Source organism: Nocardia sp. NPDC004604, from assembly GCF_040609795.1.
In the GTDB taxonomy this organism is placed as follows: Bacteria; Actinomycetota; Actinomycetes; order Mycobacteriales; family Mycobacteriaceae; genus Nocardia.
Genome location: NZ_JBEXLC010000038.1, coordinates 1 through 16,695, shown reverse-complemented (window position 1 = coordinate 16,695; position 16,695 = coordinate 1). Strand labels below are relative to the sequence as shown.

16 protein-coding genes and 1 pseudogene are annotated in these 16,695 nt (G+C 65.7%); 9 read left to right on the top strand and 8 right to left on the bottom strand.

Going from position 1 to position 16,695, the window contains the following annotated elements; all coding sequences use genetic code 11:
* Positions 1–56 precede the first annotated feature (56 nt).
* Entirely contained in the window at positions 57–719 is a 663-nt protein-coding gene (locus ABZW16_RS16070; protein ID WP_354956455.1) for a biliverdin-producing heme oxygenase, read from the top strand.
* Between the two features lie 42 nt (positions 720–761).
* Here the strand turns inward: ABZW16_RS16070 and ABZW16_RS16065 are convergent, their stop codons facing one another.
* Positions 762–2,273, bottom strand: coding sequence for a sugar transferase (locus ABZW16_RS16065; protein ID WP_354956453.1), 1,512 nt, complete (start codon positions 2,271–2,273; stop codon positions 762–764).
* 486 nt (positions 2,274–2,759) lie between these two features.
* On the opposite strand from ABZW16_RS16065, the gene ABZW16_RS16060 reads away from it, so the two are divergent.
* Genes ABZW16_RS16060 through ABZW16_RS16045 form a run of 4 tightly spaced genes read left to right on the top strand, consistent with a single transcriptional unit; the run spans position 2,760 to position 6,518 of the window.
* Positions 2,760–4,028 (top strand): class I SAM-dependent methyltransferase, encoded by a 1,269-nt coding sequence (locus ABZW16_RS16060; protein ID WP_354956451.1) that lies wholly within the window; start codon positions 2,760–2,762, stop codon positions 4,026–4,028.
* Positions 4,025–4,804 carry a glucose-1-phosphate cytidylyltransferase gene (locus ABZW16_RS16055; RefSeq protein WP_354956449.1) on the top strand — a complete coding sequence of 260 codons (780 nt, stop codon included), beginning with the start codon at positions 4,025–4,027 and terminating at the stop codon, positions 4,802–4,804. Before ABZW16_RS16060 ends, ABZW16_RS16055 begins: the two co-directional genes overlap by 4 nt.
* Positions 4,801–5,451: a PIG-L family deacetylase gene (locus tag ABZW16_RS16050; protein WP_354956447.1), complete on the top strand. Its 651-nt coding sequence runs from the start codon at positions 4,801–4,803 to the stop codon at positions 5,449–5,451. The genes ABZW16_RS16055 and ABZW16_RS16050 overlap by 4 nt, the downstream gene beginning before the upstream one ends.
* A 17-nt stretch (positions 5,452–5,468) precedes the next feature.
* Entirely contained in the window at positions 5,469–6,518 is a 1,050-nt protein-coding gene (locus tag ABZW16_RS16045; protein WP_354956533.1) for an SDR family oxidoreductase, read from the top strand.
* Here the strand turns inward: ABZW16_RS16045 and rfbC are convergent.
* Positions 6,481–7,056, bottom strand: coding sequence for a dTDP-4-dehydrorhamnose 3,5-epimerase (gene rfbC, locus ABZW16_RS16040; RefSeq protein ID WP_354956445.1), 576 nt, complete (start codon positions 7,054–7,056; stop codon positions 6,481–6,483). The genes ABZW16_RS16045 and rfbC overlap by 38 nt on opposite strands.
* A gap of 14 nt (positions 7,057–7,070) precedes the next feature.
* On the opposite strand from rfbC, the gene ABZW16_RS16035 reads away from it, so the two are divergent.
* Entirely contained in the window at positions 7,071–8,180 is a 1,110-nt protein-coding gene (locus ABZW16_RS16035) for a methyltransferase domain-containing protein (protein ID WP_354956443.1), read from the top strand.
* Between the two features lie 100 nt (positions 8,181–8,280).
* Positions 8,281–8,916, top strand: a complete 636-nt coding sequence (locus tag ABZW16_RS16030) for an MspA family porin (RefSeq protein ID WP_354956441.1) — start codon at positions 8,281–8,283, stop codon at positions 8,914–8,916.
* Positions 8,917–8,981: 65 nt separating this feature from the next.
* Here ABZW16_RS16030 and ABZW16_RS16025 read toward each other — a convergent pair whose 3' ends face one another.
* From ABZW16_RS16025 to ABZW16_RS16000, 6 genes and pseudogenes are all read right to left on the bottom strand, one after another.
* Positions 8,982–10,148 carry a hypothetical protein gene (locus tag ABZW16_RS16025; protein WP_354956439.1) on the bottom strand — a complete coding sequence of 389 codons (1,167 nt, stop codon included), beginning with the start codon at positions 10,146–10,148 and terminating at the stop codon, positions 8,982–8,984.
* A gap of 39 nt (positions 10,149–10,187) precedes the next feature.
* Complete coding sequence (gene trpB, locus ABZW16_RS16020) at positions 10,188–11,423, bottom strand: tryptophan synthase subunit beta (protein ID WP_354956437.1); 1,236 nt, start codon at positions 11,421–11,423, stop codon at positions 10,188–10,190.
* Positions 11,424–11,503: 80 nt separating this feature from the next.
* Positions 11,504–11,605 (bottom strand): annotated as a pseudogene (locus ABZW16_RS16015) (hypothetical protein); the annotation flags it as partial.
* Complete coding sequence (locus tag ABZW16_RS16010; protein WP_354956435.1) at positions 11,568–12,404, bottom strand: glycosyltransferase family 2 protein; 837 nt, start codon at positions 12,402–12,404, stop codon at positions 11,568–11,570. The pseudogene ABZW16_RS16015 and the gene ABZW16_RS16010, both read right to left, overlap by 38 nt.
* A 6-nt stretch (positions 12,405–12,410) precedes the next feature.
* Positions 12,411–13,763, bottom strand: a complete 1,353-nt coding sequence (locus ABZW16_RS16005) for a polysaccharide pyruvyl transferase family protein (RefSeq protein WP_354956433.1) — start codon at positions 13,761–13,763, stop codon at positions 12,411–12,413.
* Positions 13,764–13,877: 114 nt separating this feature from the next.
* On the bottom strand, positions 13,878–14,258 hold the full coding sequence (locus ABZW16_RS16000) for a hypothetical protein (protein WP_354956431.1): 381 nt from the start codon (positions 14,256–14,258) through the stop codon (positions 13,878–13,880).
* A 155-nt stretch (positions 14,259–14,413) separates the two neighbouring features.
* Between ABZW16_RS16000 and ABZW16_RS15995 the strand changes: the two genes are divergently transcribed.
* On the top strand, positions 14,414–15,490 hold the full coding sequence (locus tag ABZW16_RS15995; RefSeq protein ID WP_354956531.1) for a glycosyltransferase family 4 protein: 1,077 nt from the start codon (positions 14,414–14,416) through the stop codon (positions 15,488–15,490).
* A partial coding sequence (locus tag ABZW16_RS15990; protein ID WP_354956429.1) for a glycosyltransferase family 4 protein occupies positions 15,487–16,695 on the top strand: 1,209 nt, incomplete at its 3' end. The genes ABZW16_RS15995 and ABZW16_RS15990, both read left to right, overlap by 4 nt.

The window sequence follows — 16,695 nt, the reverse complement described above, 5'->3', positions numbered from 1 at the left end:
TTGTACCGACTGGTAAGGGTTCCCAAAGCACTGAGCGATAGCGAGGTGGTTCAGGAATGTCGGACACCGTCCCGTTCTCCACGGCGATCCGTACCGCCACCGCACAACAGCATGAAGAGGCCGAGAACTCCTCGTTCATCAGTGACATGCTCGGCGGCTCGCTCGGCATCGATTCCTATCATCGCTACACCACCCAGCTCTGGTTCATCTACCGCGCGCTAGAGGGCCGCTGGGAAACGCTCGCCGATGATCCGGTCGCGGGCCCGTTCATTCGACCGGAACTGGCCCGCACCGCGGAACTCCAGCGCGACCTCGCCCATCTCATCGGCCCGCACTGGCGCGACGCGCTCGAAGCACTGCCCGCCACCGCCGCCTACGCCGAGCGCATCGATGAGTGCGCCCGTGCTTGGCCCGCCGGATATATCGCCCACCACTACACCCGATACCTCGGCGATCTCTCCGGCGGCCAGGTCATCCGCGGCACCGCCGAAAAGCTCTGGAACCTGCCGCATCGCGGCGACGGCGTCCGCTTCTACGTCTTCGACGGCGTCGGCAATCCGGCCGCCTTCAAACGCGAATATCGCGCACTGCTCGACCAACTGCCGCTCGATGATCTCGAGCGCCGTCGCGTACTCGACGAGGGACAGCGGGCCTTCGCACTGAATACCGCGGTCTTCGCCGAACTCGCCGCCGAATTCCCGGCCCGCCGCCCCTGCTGATCGGATACGCGCTCGCCCCAGGCGATTCGCCCCGGGGCGTGATCAGTAGGCCCCCTCGCCGCGCGCGACGGCGCCGATGGTCTTGGCGATCAACAGCAGATCCAGGATCATGGACCAGTTTTCGACATAGGACAGATCCAGGCGCACCGAATCCTCCAGCGAAAGATTGGATCGTCCGCTCACCTGCCACAGGCCGGTCACGCCCGGCTTCACCAGCAGCCTGCGCCGCATATCGCCGTCGTAGGTGTCGACCTCGCGCTGCACCTGCGGGCGCGGCCCGACCACGCTCATCTCACCGCGCAGCACATTCAGGAACTGCGGCAGCTCATCCAGGCTGAACTTGCGAATAATCTTACCGATCGGGGTGATTCGCGGATCGTCTTTCATCTTGAAGAACACCGGATTGCCGCCATGGGATTCGATGAGTGCCGCGACCTGACGGTCCGCGTCGAAGTACATGCTGCGGAACTTGATCATCTGGAACGGCTTGCCGCCGCGGCCGATTCGTTCCGAACGGTAGAACACCGGCCCGGGACTGGTCAGTTTGACCAGGATCGCGATGGCGAGCAGCGCGGGCAGGATGGCGAGCAGCACCCCACCGGCGAAGCACACATCGAATACCGCCTTACCGGTCGACTTCGCACGGTCGTACTGCGGTTTGGCGATGTGCTGCATCGGCATGCCCGCGACCTGGCGGTTCGTCAACCGGGTGCCCGCGATATCGACGACACCGGGCGCGACGATCAGCTCGACACCAAGCGGGTCCAGATCCCAAGCCATCCGGCGCAATTCGACCGGCCCGAGGTGATCGGTCGCCGTCACCGCGACGGTATCGGCACCGCTGCGGCGCACCGCGTCGAGTACCGAGCGGTCGTCGCCGACCACCGAAAACGATTTTCCCGACGCCCGGATCGCGTATTCGGTGGTATCGGTGCCGCCATCCGGAAGGCACACCCCGACAACTCGATATCCGGAGGCCGGATCGCGGGAGAATGCGGCCGCCATCGCCTGCGCCGCCTCCGCACAGCCGACCACCAGCACCGAGGTCCGGTACTCGCCGACGCTGCGCCGCTGCCGGGTGTGCAGCCGCCACAGCAATCGGCTCGACATCAATCCGAATAGACCGAGCGGCAGCGCGATCGCGAGATATCCACGCGCGAACTCGATCTGCAATATCAGCGACATGATCGCCAATGCCCCGAACAGCCGCAGGGTGGCCGAAACCAACCGGCGGTATTCTTCTGCCCCACTCCCGACCACCTGGGGCGATCGGGTATTGCATGCGGCCAGGAAGGCGAGCCAGGTGAGCGCGAGCAATACCGAAACCACGGTATAGCCGACCTCGTACGGCATGGGCCATGCCAGCGGGGGCGCGACGGGGCCGCCGAATCGGATCAGCTGCGCCAGGCCGACCGACGCGGCGATCACCGCGAAATCCGTTGTGGCCAAGCGCCTTACATACTCTGCCTGCCAGCGTTCGCGCTCCGAGCGCGGCAGTGTTCGGGACGGACCCGTGACGTCCAGGTCGTCATCATCGGTGAGCTCGAAGCTCATTGAACACGCACCTCCCCCTGGGAGTATTTGTTGCCCCCGATCCCCGTCGACCGGTCCCCTCGACGCAATCTGACCGCCCGGGGTGTTCCTTCAGTCGGCGGCCAGAACGCGATTGTTACAGAACACAATCCCATTCATCCACCGAACAGAAAGGGCCGCAGCGTATTCCACGCAGTAGCCAACATTCGGACGGTCGGTTTTTTGGGCCCGTGATCGAAAGGCAACATGCAGAAAGTCGGCAGGTGGCGCACCCGCAGCCCGACCATCCGGAAGCGATAGTGGGGGATCCACCCCCCATCGAACTGTTTGCCACTCGAATGCCATCCCTCGGAATAGCCCCAAAATCGTCCGGAAACCGCTACCCCCCAATCGATTTGGGGGGTGATACGCAAGCGATTCGTTGTAACGTCTCACTTGATCGCAGCGACGTGCTGGGCATGCCGGTTATTCGCCGGACGACCCACGCGGCGGGAGGCAGGGGCCAGGATGCGTTGTCGACTTTGTGAATCCGAGCGTCTTTCGAGCGTGCTCGACCTCGGGGCCACACCGCCGTGTGAGAAGTTTCTCGCGGCGGACGAACTCGATCTTCCGGAGCCGACCTACCCGCTACATCTGCGAATTTGCGATGACTGCCTACTGTTGCAGATCCCCGCATTGATCACACCAGCGGAAACCTTTACCGAGTACGCATATTTCGCATCATATTCCGATAGTTGGGTCGAACATGCCGAAGTTTTCGTTTCCGAGGCCGTCGAAAGATTGAGCCTGCAAACCGACTCGTTCGTGATCGAGGTCGCGAGCAATGACGGCTATCTGCTGCGCCACGTCGTCGCCGCGGGCATACCGTGCCTCGGCATCGAGCCCTCGGTGAATGTCGGCGCGGCCGCTCGCAAGATCGGCGTGCCGACCGAAACGGCGTTTCTCGACGAGGAATTCGCCAAGCGGATCCGCGGCCAGCATGGGCCCGCGAATCTGGTGGTCGCCAACAATGTCTACGCGCACGTCCCCGACCTGCGCGGTTTCACCCGCGCACTGCGCGAGCTGATGGCCGATGACGGCTGGCTCTCGATCGAGGTGCACCATGCGCTGAACCTGATGGAACTGGCCCAGTTCGACACCATCTATCACGAACACTTCCAGTACTACACGGTGCTCTCGGCCCAGCGTGCACTGGCAACGGCCGGATTGGCCGTGGTGGATGTCGAACTGCTTGCCACACACGGCGGTTCGATCCGCCTGTGGGCCCGCCCGGAGGCGGTCGCGGATGCGCCGAGCCCCCGGGTGCACGAGGTGCTGCGGCGCGAGCAGGCCGCGGGCCTGCACCGGGTCGAGGGCTACCAGCATTTGGAGTCCAGCGCCCGGCATGTGCGTCAGGAGCTGCTGCGTTTTCTGCTCGACGCACAGGCCCAGGGCAAACGGGTGGTCGGCTACGGCGCGCCCGGCAAGGGCAACACACTACTCAACTATTGCGGGATCCGTCCGGACATGCTGAGCTATACGGTCGACCGAAATCCCTATAAGCACGGGCGATTCACCCCGGGCACCCGGATCCCGATCTATCCGACCGCACGCATCGATCTCGATCGACCCGATGTGGTGCTGGTCCTGCCGTGGAACCTCGAAGCCGAGATCTCCGCACAACTGGGCCATATCGCCGAGTGGGGCGGCGAACTGGTCTATCCACTACCAACTCTGCACAGCGCGGTGCTCGGGGAATCGAATAACGCTGAAACGAGGGGAAGGCACGCACGATGAAGGTTGTGCTGTTCTGCGGCGGCTATGGGATGCGCATGCGCGACGGCTCCGACATGCTCCCGAAACCGATGCAACTGGTCGGTCCGCGGCCACTGCTCTGGCATGTGATGCGCTACTACGCGCACTACGGCCACAAGGATTTCATCCTGTGCCTCGGCTACGGCGCCGAGCACATCAAAGACTTCTTCCTGACCTACCAGGAGTCGGTCTCCAACGACTTCGTCATCCGCGATGGCTCGGTGGAGCTGCTGCGCACCGATATCAGCGACTGGTCGATCACCTTCGTCGACACCGGCCTGGACTCGGCCATCGGCGAGCGGCTGCGCCGGGTGCGCCCGCATCTCGAGGGCGAGCAGACCTTCCTGGCCAACTACGCCGACGTGCTCACCGACGCACCGCTGGACGAGATGATCGAGCGCTTCACCGCCTCCGGCGCGGCCGCCTCGATGATGGTGGTACCGCCGCAGCAGTCGTTCCACTGCGTCGATATCAAGCCCAATGGCGAGGTCAAGGAGATCCGCCCGGTCTCGTCGATGCCGCTGTGGGAGAACGGCGGATACTTCGTGCTCAGCCATGAGGTGCTCGATCTGCTGCCGCCCGGCGGCGATCTGGTGGCCGACGCGTGCGGCAGGCTCGCCGGGCAGGGACGGCTCTACGGCTATCAGCATCTCGGCTTCTGGAAGCCCGCCGACACCTTCAAGGAACGCGCCGAACTCGACGCCGCGTACCGGTCCGGCATCCGGCCGTGGATGGTCTGGGAGAAGCAGTTCGCATGATCGCGCTGACCACCGGGCCATTGCACGAAATCGCGATACTCGGCGCGCACTGCGACGATATCGCGATCGGAATGGGCGCGACGCTGCGCACGCTGGCGCACCGGTACCGCGGACTTCGGGTGCGCGCGCTGGTGCTCTCCGGCGCGGGCACGGTGCGTGCGGACGAGGAACGCGCCGCACTGGCCGCCTTCTGTCCCGGCGCCGAACTCGAGGTGACGGTGCTCGATCTGCCCGATGGTCGCGCTCCGGCGCACTGGGATCGGATCAAACAGGCGCTGTCCACCTTTCGCGCGGGCACCGAGCCGGATCTGGTCTTCGCACCGCAGCGCGGTGACGCGCATCAGGACCATCGGCTCCTCGCCGAACTCGTACCCACCGAATTCCGCGACCATCTGGTGCTCGGCTACGAGATCCTCAAATGGGAGACCGATACGCCACACCCGACCGTATTCGTTCCGATATCAACGGAATTCGCCGAGGAAAAGGCGCGGCTGCTGCAGAAGCACTACCCTTCACAAGTGGGGCGGGACTGGTTCGACGGGCAGTCGTTCACCGGTCTGTCCCGGCTGCGTGGGGTGCAATGCCGGGCTCAGCATGCCGAAGCATTCATTGTCGACAAAGTTGTCGTCGGTTTCGAGCTGTCATGAAAACTGGAGACACGGGCATGCGCGTTCTGCTCACCGGACATCAGGGTTATCTCGGCACGGTCATGGCTCCGGTGCTACGCGCCGCGGGGCATGAGGTGATCGGACTCGATACGGGATTCTTCGCCGACTGCGTACTCGGTCGACTGCCGGATGATCCGCCCGGGCTCGCGGTCGATCTGCGCGATGTGACCGTCGAGCAGCTCACCGGATTCGATGCGGTGATCCATCTCGCGGCGCTGTCCAATGATCCGCTCGGCGCACTCGATCCCGAAATCACCTATGCCATCAATCATCACGCGTCGGTCCGACTGGCCCGACTCGCGAAAGACGCTGGGGTGCAGCGGTTTCTGTACGCCTCGACCTGTTCGGTATACGGCGCCGCGGGCGACGAACTCGTCACCGAGGACGCACCGCTGCACCCGATCACGCCCTATGCCGAGAGCAAGGTGCGCGTCGAGGACGATGTCGCCGCACTCGCGGATGGCGACTTCACACCGGTATTCCTGCGCAACGCAACGGCATTCGGCTTCTCGCCGCGGCTGCGCGCGGATATCGTGCTCAATAATCTGGTCGGGTACGCGGTACTCACCGGCGAGGTCAAGGTGCTCTCCGATGGGACACCGTGGCGGCCGCTGGTGCATGCCGCCGATATCGCCGACGCCTTCGCGGCCTGTCTGACCGCGCCGGTGGCCGCGATCAACTGTCGGGCATTCAATATCGGCACCGAGGCGAACAACCTCACCGTCGCCGATATCGCCAAGGCCGTCGTGGACGCGGTGCCGGGTTCCCGGCTGTCCATCACCGGTGAAAGCGGCGCGGACCCGAGGTCCTACCGCGTCGATTTCTCCGCTGCCCGTTCGGCTCTCGGCTACCACGCGACATGGACGGTGGCCGCCGGAGCCGAGCAGCTGTCTCGCGAATACACCGCCAGGGGACTGACCAGTGACGACTTCTTCCGCCGGTTCACCCGGCTGCCGCATCTGGAGAAATTGCGACAGACCGGGGTGCTCGATGCGTCGATGCGCCGGATCAGCGCCCCTCCGGCAGAGCTGCCCGCACCTTCGTGAACAACTGCCGCCAGCTGCCCGCGGCCCGGTCGCGGGCGGAGACGACGGTGACCGGCAGCGGCCATGCGATGGCCAGATCCGGATCGTCGTAGGCGACGCCGATATCCTCGGCCGGATCGTGCGGGCGATCGATGCGGTAGCAGACGTCGGCGGTGGCGGTCAGCGCCTGAAAGCCGTGCAGGAAGCCCGGCGGCACATACAGGTGGCGGAATTCGGTGTCGTCCAGCCGAAACGCCTGCTGGCGTCCGAAGGTCGGCGAGGTGGGCCGGATATCGACGAGGACGTCGTGCACCGCGCCATGCGCGCAGCGCACCAGCTTCGTCTCACCCCGCCCGGACCGCCCGTGCATGCCCCGGATCACCCCGCGCGCCGAACGGGATTGCGAATCCTGCACGAACGCGGCCGCGATTCCGGGTGCGCCGAGGTAGGCATCGAATTCGGTGGCGTCGAAGGTGCGGGTGAACAGGCCGCGCTCGTCCCGGAACGGTTCGGGCACCAGCACCAGGACATCGGCGAGATCGGTCTGTTCGATGCGCACCAGGCCATCGTGACATGAACGGCACGGTCATGGGTCGCGGTTGCCGGGGCTGCCGCGGTACCGAACTCACCCCGGTGCTCGATCTCGGCAAGGTCCCCGCCGCCGACCACTTCCCGCTGGCCGGGAGCGCAATCGACGGCGCGGAGATCGCACATCCGCTGCGCATGGATGTGTGCGGTGCCTGCGGGCTGGCGCAATTGGCCGAGGACGACACCCGCACCGAGGAGCCGCGCGGTATCGAACCGCAGGCGCTGCGCGATCAGGCCGCCGACGCCGTGGCGCGGGTCGCGCGCGCCGGATTGTTGCGCGGGCGCACCGTGCGCGAATTCGGCAGTCCGCACGGTGGGACCTGGTTGCCATTACTCGTCGAGCGCGGATTCGCAGACGTCGACGGCGTCGCCGATGTGGTGCTGGACTGCTTCGGCATCATGCACGAACCCGATCAGCGGGCCGCCTTCGCGCAGCGGGCCGCCGCCACCGCGCCGACCGGCGTGCTGCTGCTCCAGTATCACTCGCTGGCCACCATTGTCGCGGCCGGTCAGTGGAATGCGTTGCGGCACGGGCATTTCGCGTACTACTCGGTGGCGGCGCTGCAGCGCCTACTGGAGGCCGTGGGAATGAGCGTGGCGATGGCGTGGCAGTTCGATCTTTACGACGGCACGGTGCTCATCGGCGCGGTGCACGGTGCGGTGGAACCGGATGATGCTGTGCGCGCCGTCCGCGCCGCGGAGTCGGAGCACACCGATCTCGGTGCGCTGCAGGGCCTGCAGCGCACGACCGACCAGCATGCCCGGCTCTTGCGACACTGGCTCGACGCGATGGCGGCGCGTCGCAGGCGGGTCTACGCCTATGGCGCGGCCTCTCGTGCGGTCGCGCTCTTCAGCCTCGCCGGGGTACACCGCGGGCTCATCGCCGCGGTCGCCGATGCCTCGCCCGCGAAACAGGGCCGCCGGATGCCCGGCACCGATATACCGATCATCTCCCCTGCCGAACTCGTCCGCGCCCAACCGGATTTCGTGCTGTTGGCCTTGCGCGATCTGCTCCCGGAAGTCCGTGCCAGGTTTCCCGAACTCGACGGCCGCTGGGTCCTCGATGACCCGGCCGGCCCCTCGGAAGGGCGGTGACAAATGCTGTGAATTCGCTGCGCCGCAGCGGGGTTCGTCGTCGGCGCCGCGCGTTTTGCTGTCAAGACATCTGTTATTGGGGAACAAGGGGAAATACCTGATGAGGGAGAAAACACTCCGTAGTCGGAGTCTGTGCGCGTTCGTTTTGGCCTCGGTAATGGCCTCGGGGCTGGCCTTTACCACGGGCGCCGCATCCGCGGCAATCGACAGCAGCAGTCAGATAGTCGACCGGCAGGATCGCACGGTCGAGGCGATCCAATCCGATACCCGGATCGATTTCGTGCCACCGTTGGACGGCAACCCGCTGACCCGCGAGTGGTTTCACAACGGCGAGGCCGCCTACCGCGTCACCGGGGCGAACGCCCAGGACTGGTCGGGCCACATCACCATCGGCTATCAGGTCGGATATCCGGCCACGGTGAACGGGCGGATCAGATTCCAGTGGTACACACCGGATGTCGGCGTCGATCTCGGCGGCGCCGACGGCGCGGTGCTCAAGCTGGGCGGTCTGATCCCGCGCGCCGGCGTCGAACTCGAGGTCGGCTTCGGTCCGGGCATCCAGACCTTCGAGTGCACGGGCGGTGATGTCTTCGGCGCGGAAGGCTTCATTCGGATGTCGGGCTTCCATGGCACCATTACCGGTGTCCTCGGGCAGACCACGATTCGTCCGTTCGTACGGGTGATCAGCGCCAATGGTGATGCGGTCTACACCTACGGCAGACTCTGGACGATCTGAGCAAGCGACGAAACGCGTTGTGGCGCCTGAGCTTCGGGTGCCACAACGCCTTTGCCGACCATCGATCAGCGGAACTCGTCGCCGATTTCGGCGAATAGCACGCGGGCATCGGCGCCGAAAGTGATGGCGGCGGTATGCAGTGTTTCTATCGCCGCCGCCAATGAGTCGGGATCGGTGGCGTGTTCAATGGCGCCGAGCGCGAAGGAAGGTCGATGCACGGGCCCGATATCGAAGGGATTCGACTCCGACCGCACCGGTCGACCGATCGTCGCGACGAGCTGGCGCGATTCGTCCTCGACCGCTCCGAACTCCTCGTCGTGCAGTCGGTCGAAGGCGGTCTGCATGTCATCGAACGGCGCGGGTAGCGGCCGTCCCTCCCGCAATGCCGCCAATGCCGGTGCCACCCAGGATCTTTCGGCGATCGCGGCCAGTTCGCAGGCCTTGACGGCGCACCGATGAGCCAGCCGCCGCAAGGTCGGCTCGTCCATGGCAGCGATCGCCTCGACCAGCGGGCGATCGAAACCGGCCAGCTCTGGAGCCGAAAAGTATTCGCGCAGTTCCGGTATCGGATCACCACCCCATTGCGCGCGCTCGGCCGCCACCCCCTCCGCCGCCAGCTCGCCGACGGTCAGATACCGGGTGCCTTCGGAGTCCATCACGGCGACCCATTGCGACTCCGGGTCCTCCTCGGTATCGGTTCGCTCGGGTATCGGCACATTTTCGGGAATGCCATACCCGGGCATATCCCACTGTTGGTGCGGCAGGAGGTCGCCACCGTCATCGGGCCATAGCCGAATCCGCCAGACATCGCCGGGCATGGTCGAACCCGGCCATCCGTAATTCACGAATCCGCGACCACTCACTTCGATCAGATAGTCCCCCGGCGGAACCGGACACGGGTCCGCCCAACCATCGGTCGGTGACGAAATACTCAGTACCCCATCGGAATCCACCCGCAAGCGCCCCTCGCACACCTGCTGCCACTGTGCACGATCATGCGGCGGCCTGCCGGTCCACACCTGCACCGCGATGGACATCTCGAAATTGTTCTGATGCGGGCTCAATACCACCAGCATGGCGCCGTCTCCCGCGCAGGGTTGCGCAGCGTGCGCCTGATCGAGCAGGGCCAGTTCGGAATCCGGATCACCGAAGCCGCCATCAAGGTAGAACTGGCCGTAATCCATCATCAGCTCGACCGTATGCTCGGCAATACAGCTCACCCCGTTGGTCATTCGGCCATCCTGGCATGCGGCGGCCGATCGGTGAACCGTCTATCCGACCAACCGTTCCGCCGCGATGGCGAGATCTTTATCGCCACGCCCGGACAGACCGAGCACAACGATCGAGTCGGTGGGGAGCTCGCCGTGTTCGGCCAGTTCGAGCAGATAGCCGACGGCATGGGCGGATTCGAGGGCGGGAATGATGCCTTCGGTGCGGGTAAGGGTATGCAGGCCGCGCAGGGCCACGGCATCGGTGGCCGCGCGGTAGGCGACGCGACCGGTGTGCTTGAGGTAGCTGAGTTCGGGGCCGACGCCGGGATAGTCCAGGCCCGCCGCGATGCTGTGCGTCGGCGTGACCTGGCCGTCGTCGTCCTGGAGGAGATAGCTGTAGGCGCCGTCCATTTCGCCCGGACTGCCCATACTGAGCGTGGCGGCATGCTGACCGGTTTCGACACCCAGGCCCGCGGCCTCGACGCCGATCAAGCGGACCGCCGGATCGTCGACGAAGGGATGGAACAGGCCGATGGCATTGCTGCCGCCGCCGACACAGGCCACCAGGTAATCCGGCAGTCGGCCTTCGGATTTCAGGATCTGGGTCCTGGTTTCCTTGCCGATCACCGTTTGCAGATCGCGCACGATCATCGGATAGGGCGCGGGTCCGGCCGATGTGCCGAACAGGTAGTGGGTGGTACCGAGGTTCGAAACCCAGTCGCGCACCGATTCGCTGATCGCTTCCTTGAGCCTGCGGCTGCCGGTCTCCACGGGACGCACTTCGGCGCCGAGCAGGGTCATTCGCATGACATTGGAGGCCTGTCGCCGCATATCGTGGGCGCCCATATAGATGACGCACGTCAGTCCGAGCATCGCGCATACGGTCGCGACCGCCACACCGTGCTGACCGGCACCGGTCTCGGCGATGATCCGCGTCTTACCCATCCGCTTGGCCAGCAAACCCTGTCCCAGCGCGTTATTGATCTTGTGTGCACCGGTATGCGTCATATCCTCGCGCTTCAGATACACCCGCACCCCCGGCACCGCCAGCGATCGCGCGAAGCGCGGTACCTGATGCAGCAGCGTCGGACGACCCACCCGGGTGCGCAGCAATTCGCCGAGCTCATCACGGAATCCGGAATCGGTGCGCGCCAGCGCATACGCCTCTTCCAGCTCCAGCAACGCGACCATCAGGCCTTCGGGCACATACCTGCCGCCGAATTCACCGAAACGCCCCCGCTCATCCGGGAGTCGGCCCGATAGCAGGGTGCCATGCGATACATGATCAATAACCATCCACATCAACGCTTCCTGCCGCGAGACCCCCGCCCCCTTGTTCTACTTCGTCTCGCCGGATCGCGCGCACCCGCAACGGATTAGTTAACGGTTTCTTTAGGTAGTGGATACGTCATACACCGCGCCGCTACGCGAACTTCGATATCAGACCAGCAGATCCGGGCGCTTGCGGACGGTGGCCACCGTGCGGACCCGCAGGCGGTGCAGCGCCGCCCGGGCCAGCCGGGCGTCACCCGCCAGTACGTCGCCGCGGTGGACCAGATCCGGATAGTCGTTGGCGATGCGGTGGTGGAAGCGGTACATATCGGTCAGCTTGCTGACCGTGGAGGTTCGGCTGCACAGGTTGAAGGATGAGTTGCGCCAGGCGGCCAGAATTTCGGTCATGCCGAAGAAGACGCCGAAGGACGAGACCCGCGCGAACAGGTCGACGTCCATGGGGAACACCAGATCACCGCGCAACCCGCCGACTCGGTCGTAGTGCTCGCGGTAGAACATGGCCGCGGCGGTCGGGCCGAAATCCGCCGGACCGCGGCGGACGATGGTCCGGGCCAACGTGCGCGGGGTCTGCCTGCCGAGCAGACCGGCCAGGCCGAGGCCGGTCTCCAGCACCGCCCCCGCCTCGTCGATCACCTCGAAGCGACTGGAGGAGATGGCGATCGATGGATCCGCCATCACCGCGAGCTGTGTGGTGATGGCATCCGGTCGCAGCACATCGTCCGCGCAGACGACCTTGACCAGTTCGCCGGTGCAGGCGCGGATCGCCTTATCCCAGTTATCGCCGATATTCAGCACGATGTCATTGCGCAATAACCGGATTCGTGGATCGTCGAAGGACTTCGCTACCTCCGAGGTGTCATCGGTGCTCGCATTGTCCAGGACGACCAGTTCGAACTCCGCGTCCTGATCGAGAATCGAACGCAGGGTAGTCGCGAGCGTCCGGCCGGAGTTGTAGGCGGGCACACACACCGACAGCGTTGTCACGACAGTCTATCCCCCTGATCGTTGCACCGGCCGGACCGGTCCGTTTTCCACCAATCCGAAAACTCGTTCCAATCCGCTCCGGCCCGCGTCGATCTGGTCGACGGCCCGCTGTTGCAGCGGATCCCGGAGCGCAGGTGCATCGTCCCACAGCTCGTCCAGCGCCATGGTCAGTTCTTGTTCCAGTTTGGGATCATTCAGGTGCACCACCCGCAGACCGGTCCCGAACATCTGCGCCAGCCCGTGGAATTTATCGTCGTAATACTCCGAGGCCGTGATGCCGACGGCCGGAATGCCCTGCGACAGTGCGAAGACCGCCAGATGGTAGGCGCTGGTCACCAGCACCCGACACCGCCCGACCTGCCGGGCCACATCGGCCGGGGTGCCGCCGCGACCGATCGGCGGCAGCGGCTTGGCCGCGCCCACCAGCAGTGGCAACGTCGAGAGCCGATCCTCGGAGGCGTATTCGGAGATGATCAGCGGCACCAGTCCGGCATCCAATTCCGCGGCGCGGGTGCGCACCACCTGCCCGACAATTCCCTGCGCCTCCAGGCTGACCTGCGCGTAGTCCGCGACGCGCAGACATACTCCGATATCGGCGCCGATCCTGGCATCGCGGCTGCGATAGGCAAATTCCACCGCGTCATCGCCGGTGACCAGTATCCGGTCCGGCGCGACACCGAATTTGGCGAGCAGTTCCGGGCCGCGCCGCCCCTCACGCAAGGCCACGAAGTCGACCTTCGGCAGCACCCCGGCAGCTCGCCGTACCAGATATGGGTCACGCACGGGCCCCATGCCCTGCCCGATCAGCGCCGTCGGAATGCCGAGCGCAGATGCGTATTCCAGCAGATTCAGGGTGCGCTGGGCCTGGTAGCGGTCGACATCGGTCAGATAGCCGCCGCCGTTCGCGAGCACCAGCGACGCCTGTTCGACCGCCGCGGGGATCTCCACCGGAAATTCGAGTTCCGGTGCCACCGCATGCTCCTGCGGGTCCGCGGTCTCGCCGCGTCCGCGCGCGCGGATCGCCCGCAATCGGTCCTTAGGTCCGTCGGTGTTCGCCCGCCACCACAGCGCCGCCGGTCCGACCAATTTCGTTCCGGCCGTGCGGTTCAACAATCCGTGCCAGCCGTCGGAACCCCAACTCCACTCGGGGCCGCAGATCGGCTCGGCCTCCGGCACCAAAGCCCGCAATACGCCGGGCTGATGGGTGAGCACGCCGATGCGCGCCCGCGGCCACCGCGCGCGGATGCGCTCGACGGTGATGACCATCATCGCGATATCGCCGCGATTACGTAGCCAGTATTCGCCGTTCTCGACCAGCACCCGTATCTCGCGCTCGGCGATATCATTGCGCTCAGCCACAGACCCCGTGGTCCCCACTGTCCTAGTCCCTCCCGCTGGTCCCCCGCGGGTCGGTCCGTGCCGGGCACGAACTCGATGTGAAATCTACCGCACCCGAGAGATGTCGGCCACTCGCTAATCCGTTGGGCGCTTGGATATCTGGCCCTTGTAGACCGCAGGCAAAGATGCCGCGGCGAAGTCGGCGCAATAGTCGATGAGATCGTCGATCGGCACGTCGAGACGATCCCCCTGTTTCTCGACGATCACCCGCTCCAACATGCCGACCACCGACAGCGCGAAGATATCGATGATCTCCGCGGGCGGCCGATCATCCGGACGATCGAGCCAGGCCGCATTGGTCGGGCCGTTGAGCACCTCGTAGTACGTGGCCAGCACCAGGACCATGGGCAACAGGACGCCGCGCGCTACCGGGCCGGGCAGCCGAATCTGTTCGATCTCGGCCGGCGACTGCGGCCGGTCGGTTGGAGGGCGGCCGACCGGCAGCAAACTGGTCATTCGCCCTGATCGCAGATGATCTCTACGCCGGACCGGGCGCACCGAACTCCCCTACACTGTTGCGCGGGAAGCGAGTTCAGGTGGCGGACTCGCCCCAGCATCGCCAGGAGTAGGGGGCCGCGGTGACGGCAGCAACCGGGGCACTGCGTGTGCATATGACGGGTTCAGAATGGTTCTCAACGGCCCCCGGCGGACTCAATCGATACTTCACCGAACTGTTCCACGCACTCGCGCGGCAACCGGAAGTAGCGATATCGGCGTCCGCGTTCGGTGCGGTCGCCCCCGACGATCCGCCCGGCGCGCGGTCATGGGGGCCAACCGGCGGTTCGACCATCGCCCGGGCCCGCACCGCATTTCTGGAGCGGGCCGAACTGCACCGCGCGGATGTGCTGGATCGACACTTCGCGCTCTACGGTCCCGCGGCCCGCACCCGCGCCGGGCGGGTGCCGCTGGTGGTGCACTTCCACGGACCATGGGCCGCCGAGAGCAGACTCACCGGACAAGGTGAACTCGGCGCGCGCGCGAAGTATCTGCTCGAGCGGATCCGCTACGCCGGCGCGGACCGATTCGTGGTGCTGTCCAACCACTTTCGCGACGTACTCAGCCTCGACTATCGCGTGCCCGCCGATCGGATCCGGGTCATCCCGCCCGGTGTCGACCTGATGCGTTTCCGCGTCTCGCCGATACCGGCCGGCCCCCACCGGACCGTCCTGTGTGTGCGCAGACTCGAGCGCCGCATGGGCATCGATACCCTTTTGCGCTGCTGGCCGGGCGTGGTCGCCGAACATCCGGATGCCCGCCTGGTCCTGGTCGGAACCGGTGGCGCCGAAGCCGAATTGCGTGCCCAGGCCGCGGGCGCCGGACTGGGCGATTCGATCACCTTCGCGGGCAACGTCGATGACCAACAGCTCACCGAGCACTACGAACAGGCCGAATTCACCGTTGTCCCGACCACCGCCCTGGAAGGATTCGGGCTCATCGCCCTGGAATCCCTGGCCGCGGGGCGGCCCCCGATCGTCACCGACTGTGGCGGACTGCCGGATTCGGTACGCGGACTGGATTCTTCACTGATCGTGCCCGCCCGCGACGCCGACGCACTCGGCGCGCGAATTGTGGCCGCACTCAACGGCACGCTACCCACACCCGAGCAATGTCGCTCGCACGCAGAAACTTTCTCATGGGATGTCACAGCGCAGCGCCATCTGACGATGTATGAGGAATTAAGGCGATGACCCCATCGAGGACGACCAAGGCCCTCTTCCTAGCGCATACCGCGGCGCCTTCCGGCGCCGAACTGGCGACGCTGCGGTTGCTGGCCGCGCTGCGCACGATGCGGCTCATCGACGTGGCACAGATCTATACGGAGGACGGCCCGATGGTCGAACGCATGCGGGCACGCGGGGTCGATACCCGCGTGCTGCGTGGCGGATTCGACAGCCGCGCCATGACCATCGGGTCCGGTCCGCTGCGCCTGCTCGCCGGATTCGCGGCACTGCTGCGGGTGGGCTGGACCCTCGGCGCGACCGCCCGCGAACTCGGTGCCGATGTGCTCGTCGCGGAGAGCACCAAGGCGTTGGTGATGGGGTCGGTGGCGGCGCGGCGCGCAGGCATTCCGCTGGTTTGGCAGGTACACGACCGGATCGCGGTGGACTACTTCGGCCGACTGCCGACCATGGTTATCCAGCTGCTCGGCAGATTGATGGCGCGCGGATATATCGCCAATAGCCGAACCACATTGCACACCTTGCGGATCGGACGCCGCCCCGCCGTAGTGGCGTACCCGGGTGTGGAATTCGGCGACGACACCGAGCGCGCGCCACAACGCGCACCGACCGAAACGGTGCTCGCTGCCGTCGGGAGGCTGACGCCGTGGAAAGGCCAGGATGTGCTGCTGCGCGCGATCGCGGCGGCGAAAGTGCCACCGCGGCACGTTTTCATCATCGGCGGCACCTTCTTCGATGAGGAGCCCTACCGCGCCGAACTCGAACGGATGGCAACCGAACTCGGGCTGCCGGTGACCTTCACCGGACACGTCGAGGACCCCGGCCGCAATCTGTGCGACGCCGATATCCTGGTGCACTCCTCGGTACTCGCCGAACCGTTCGGACAGGTCGTGGTCGAGGGCATGCACGCGGGCTGCGCGGTCATCGCCTCCGGTCCCGGCGGACCCGCCGAAATCGTCGAATCCGGCATCAACGGATTGCTCGTCGACGGCGGCGACCAGCACCAACTCACCACCGCACTCGACACCCTCATCGGCGACCCGGCCCTGCGCACCCGCCTCGCCACGGCGGGCCGCATCCGAGCCAGAGATTTCGACATCGAGAAATCGGCGCACACAGTCGCAGAATTTCTCGACTCCGTCACCACCCAACGCAACGGCGCTGTATCGAATCGGCGGCGCTCGCGGGGCCCTACGTGGTTACGCTCCGCTACC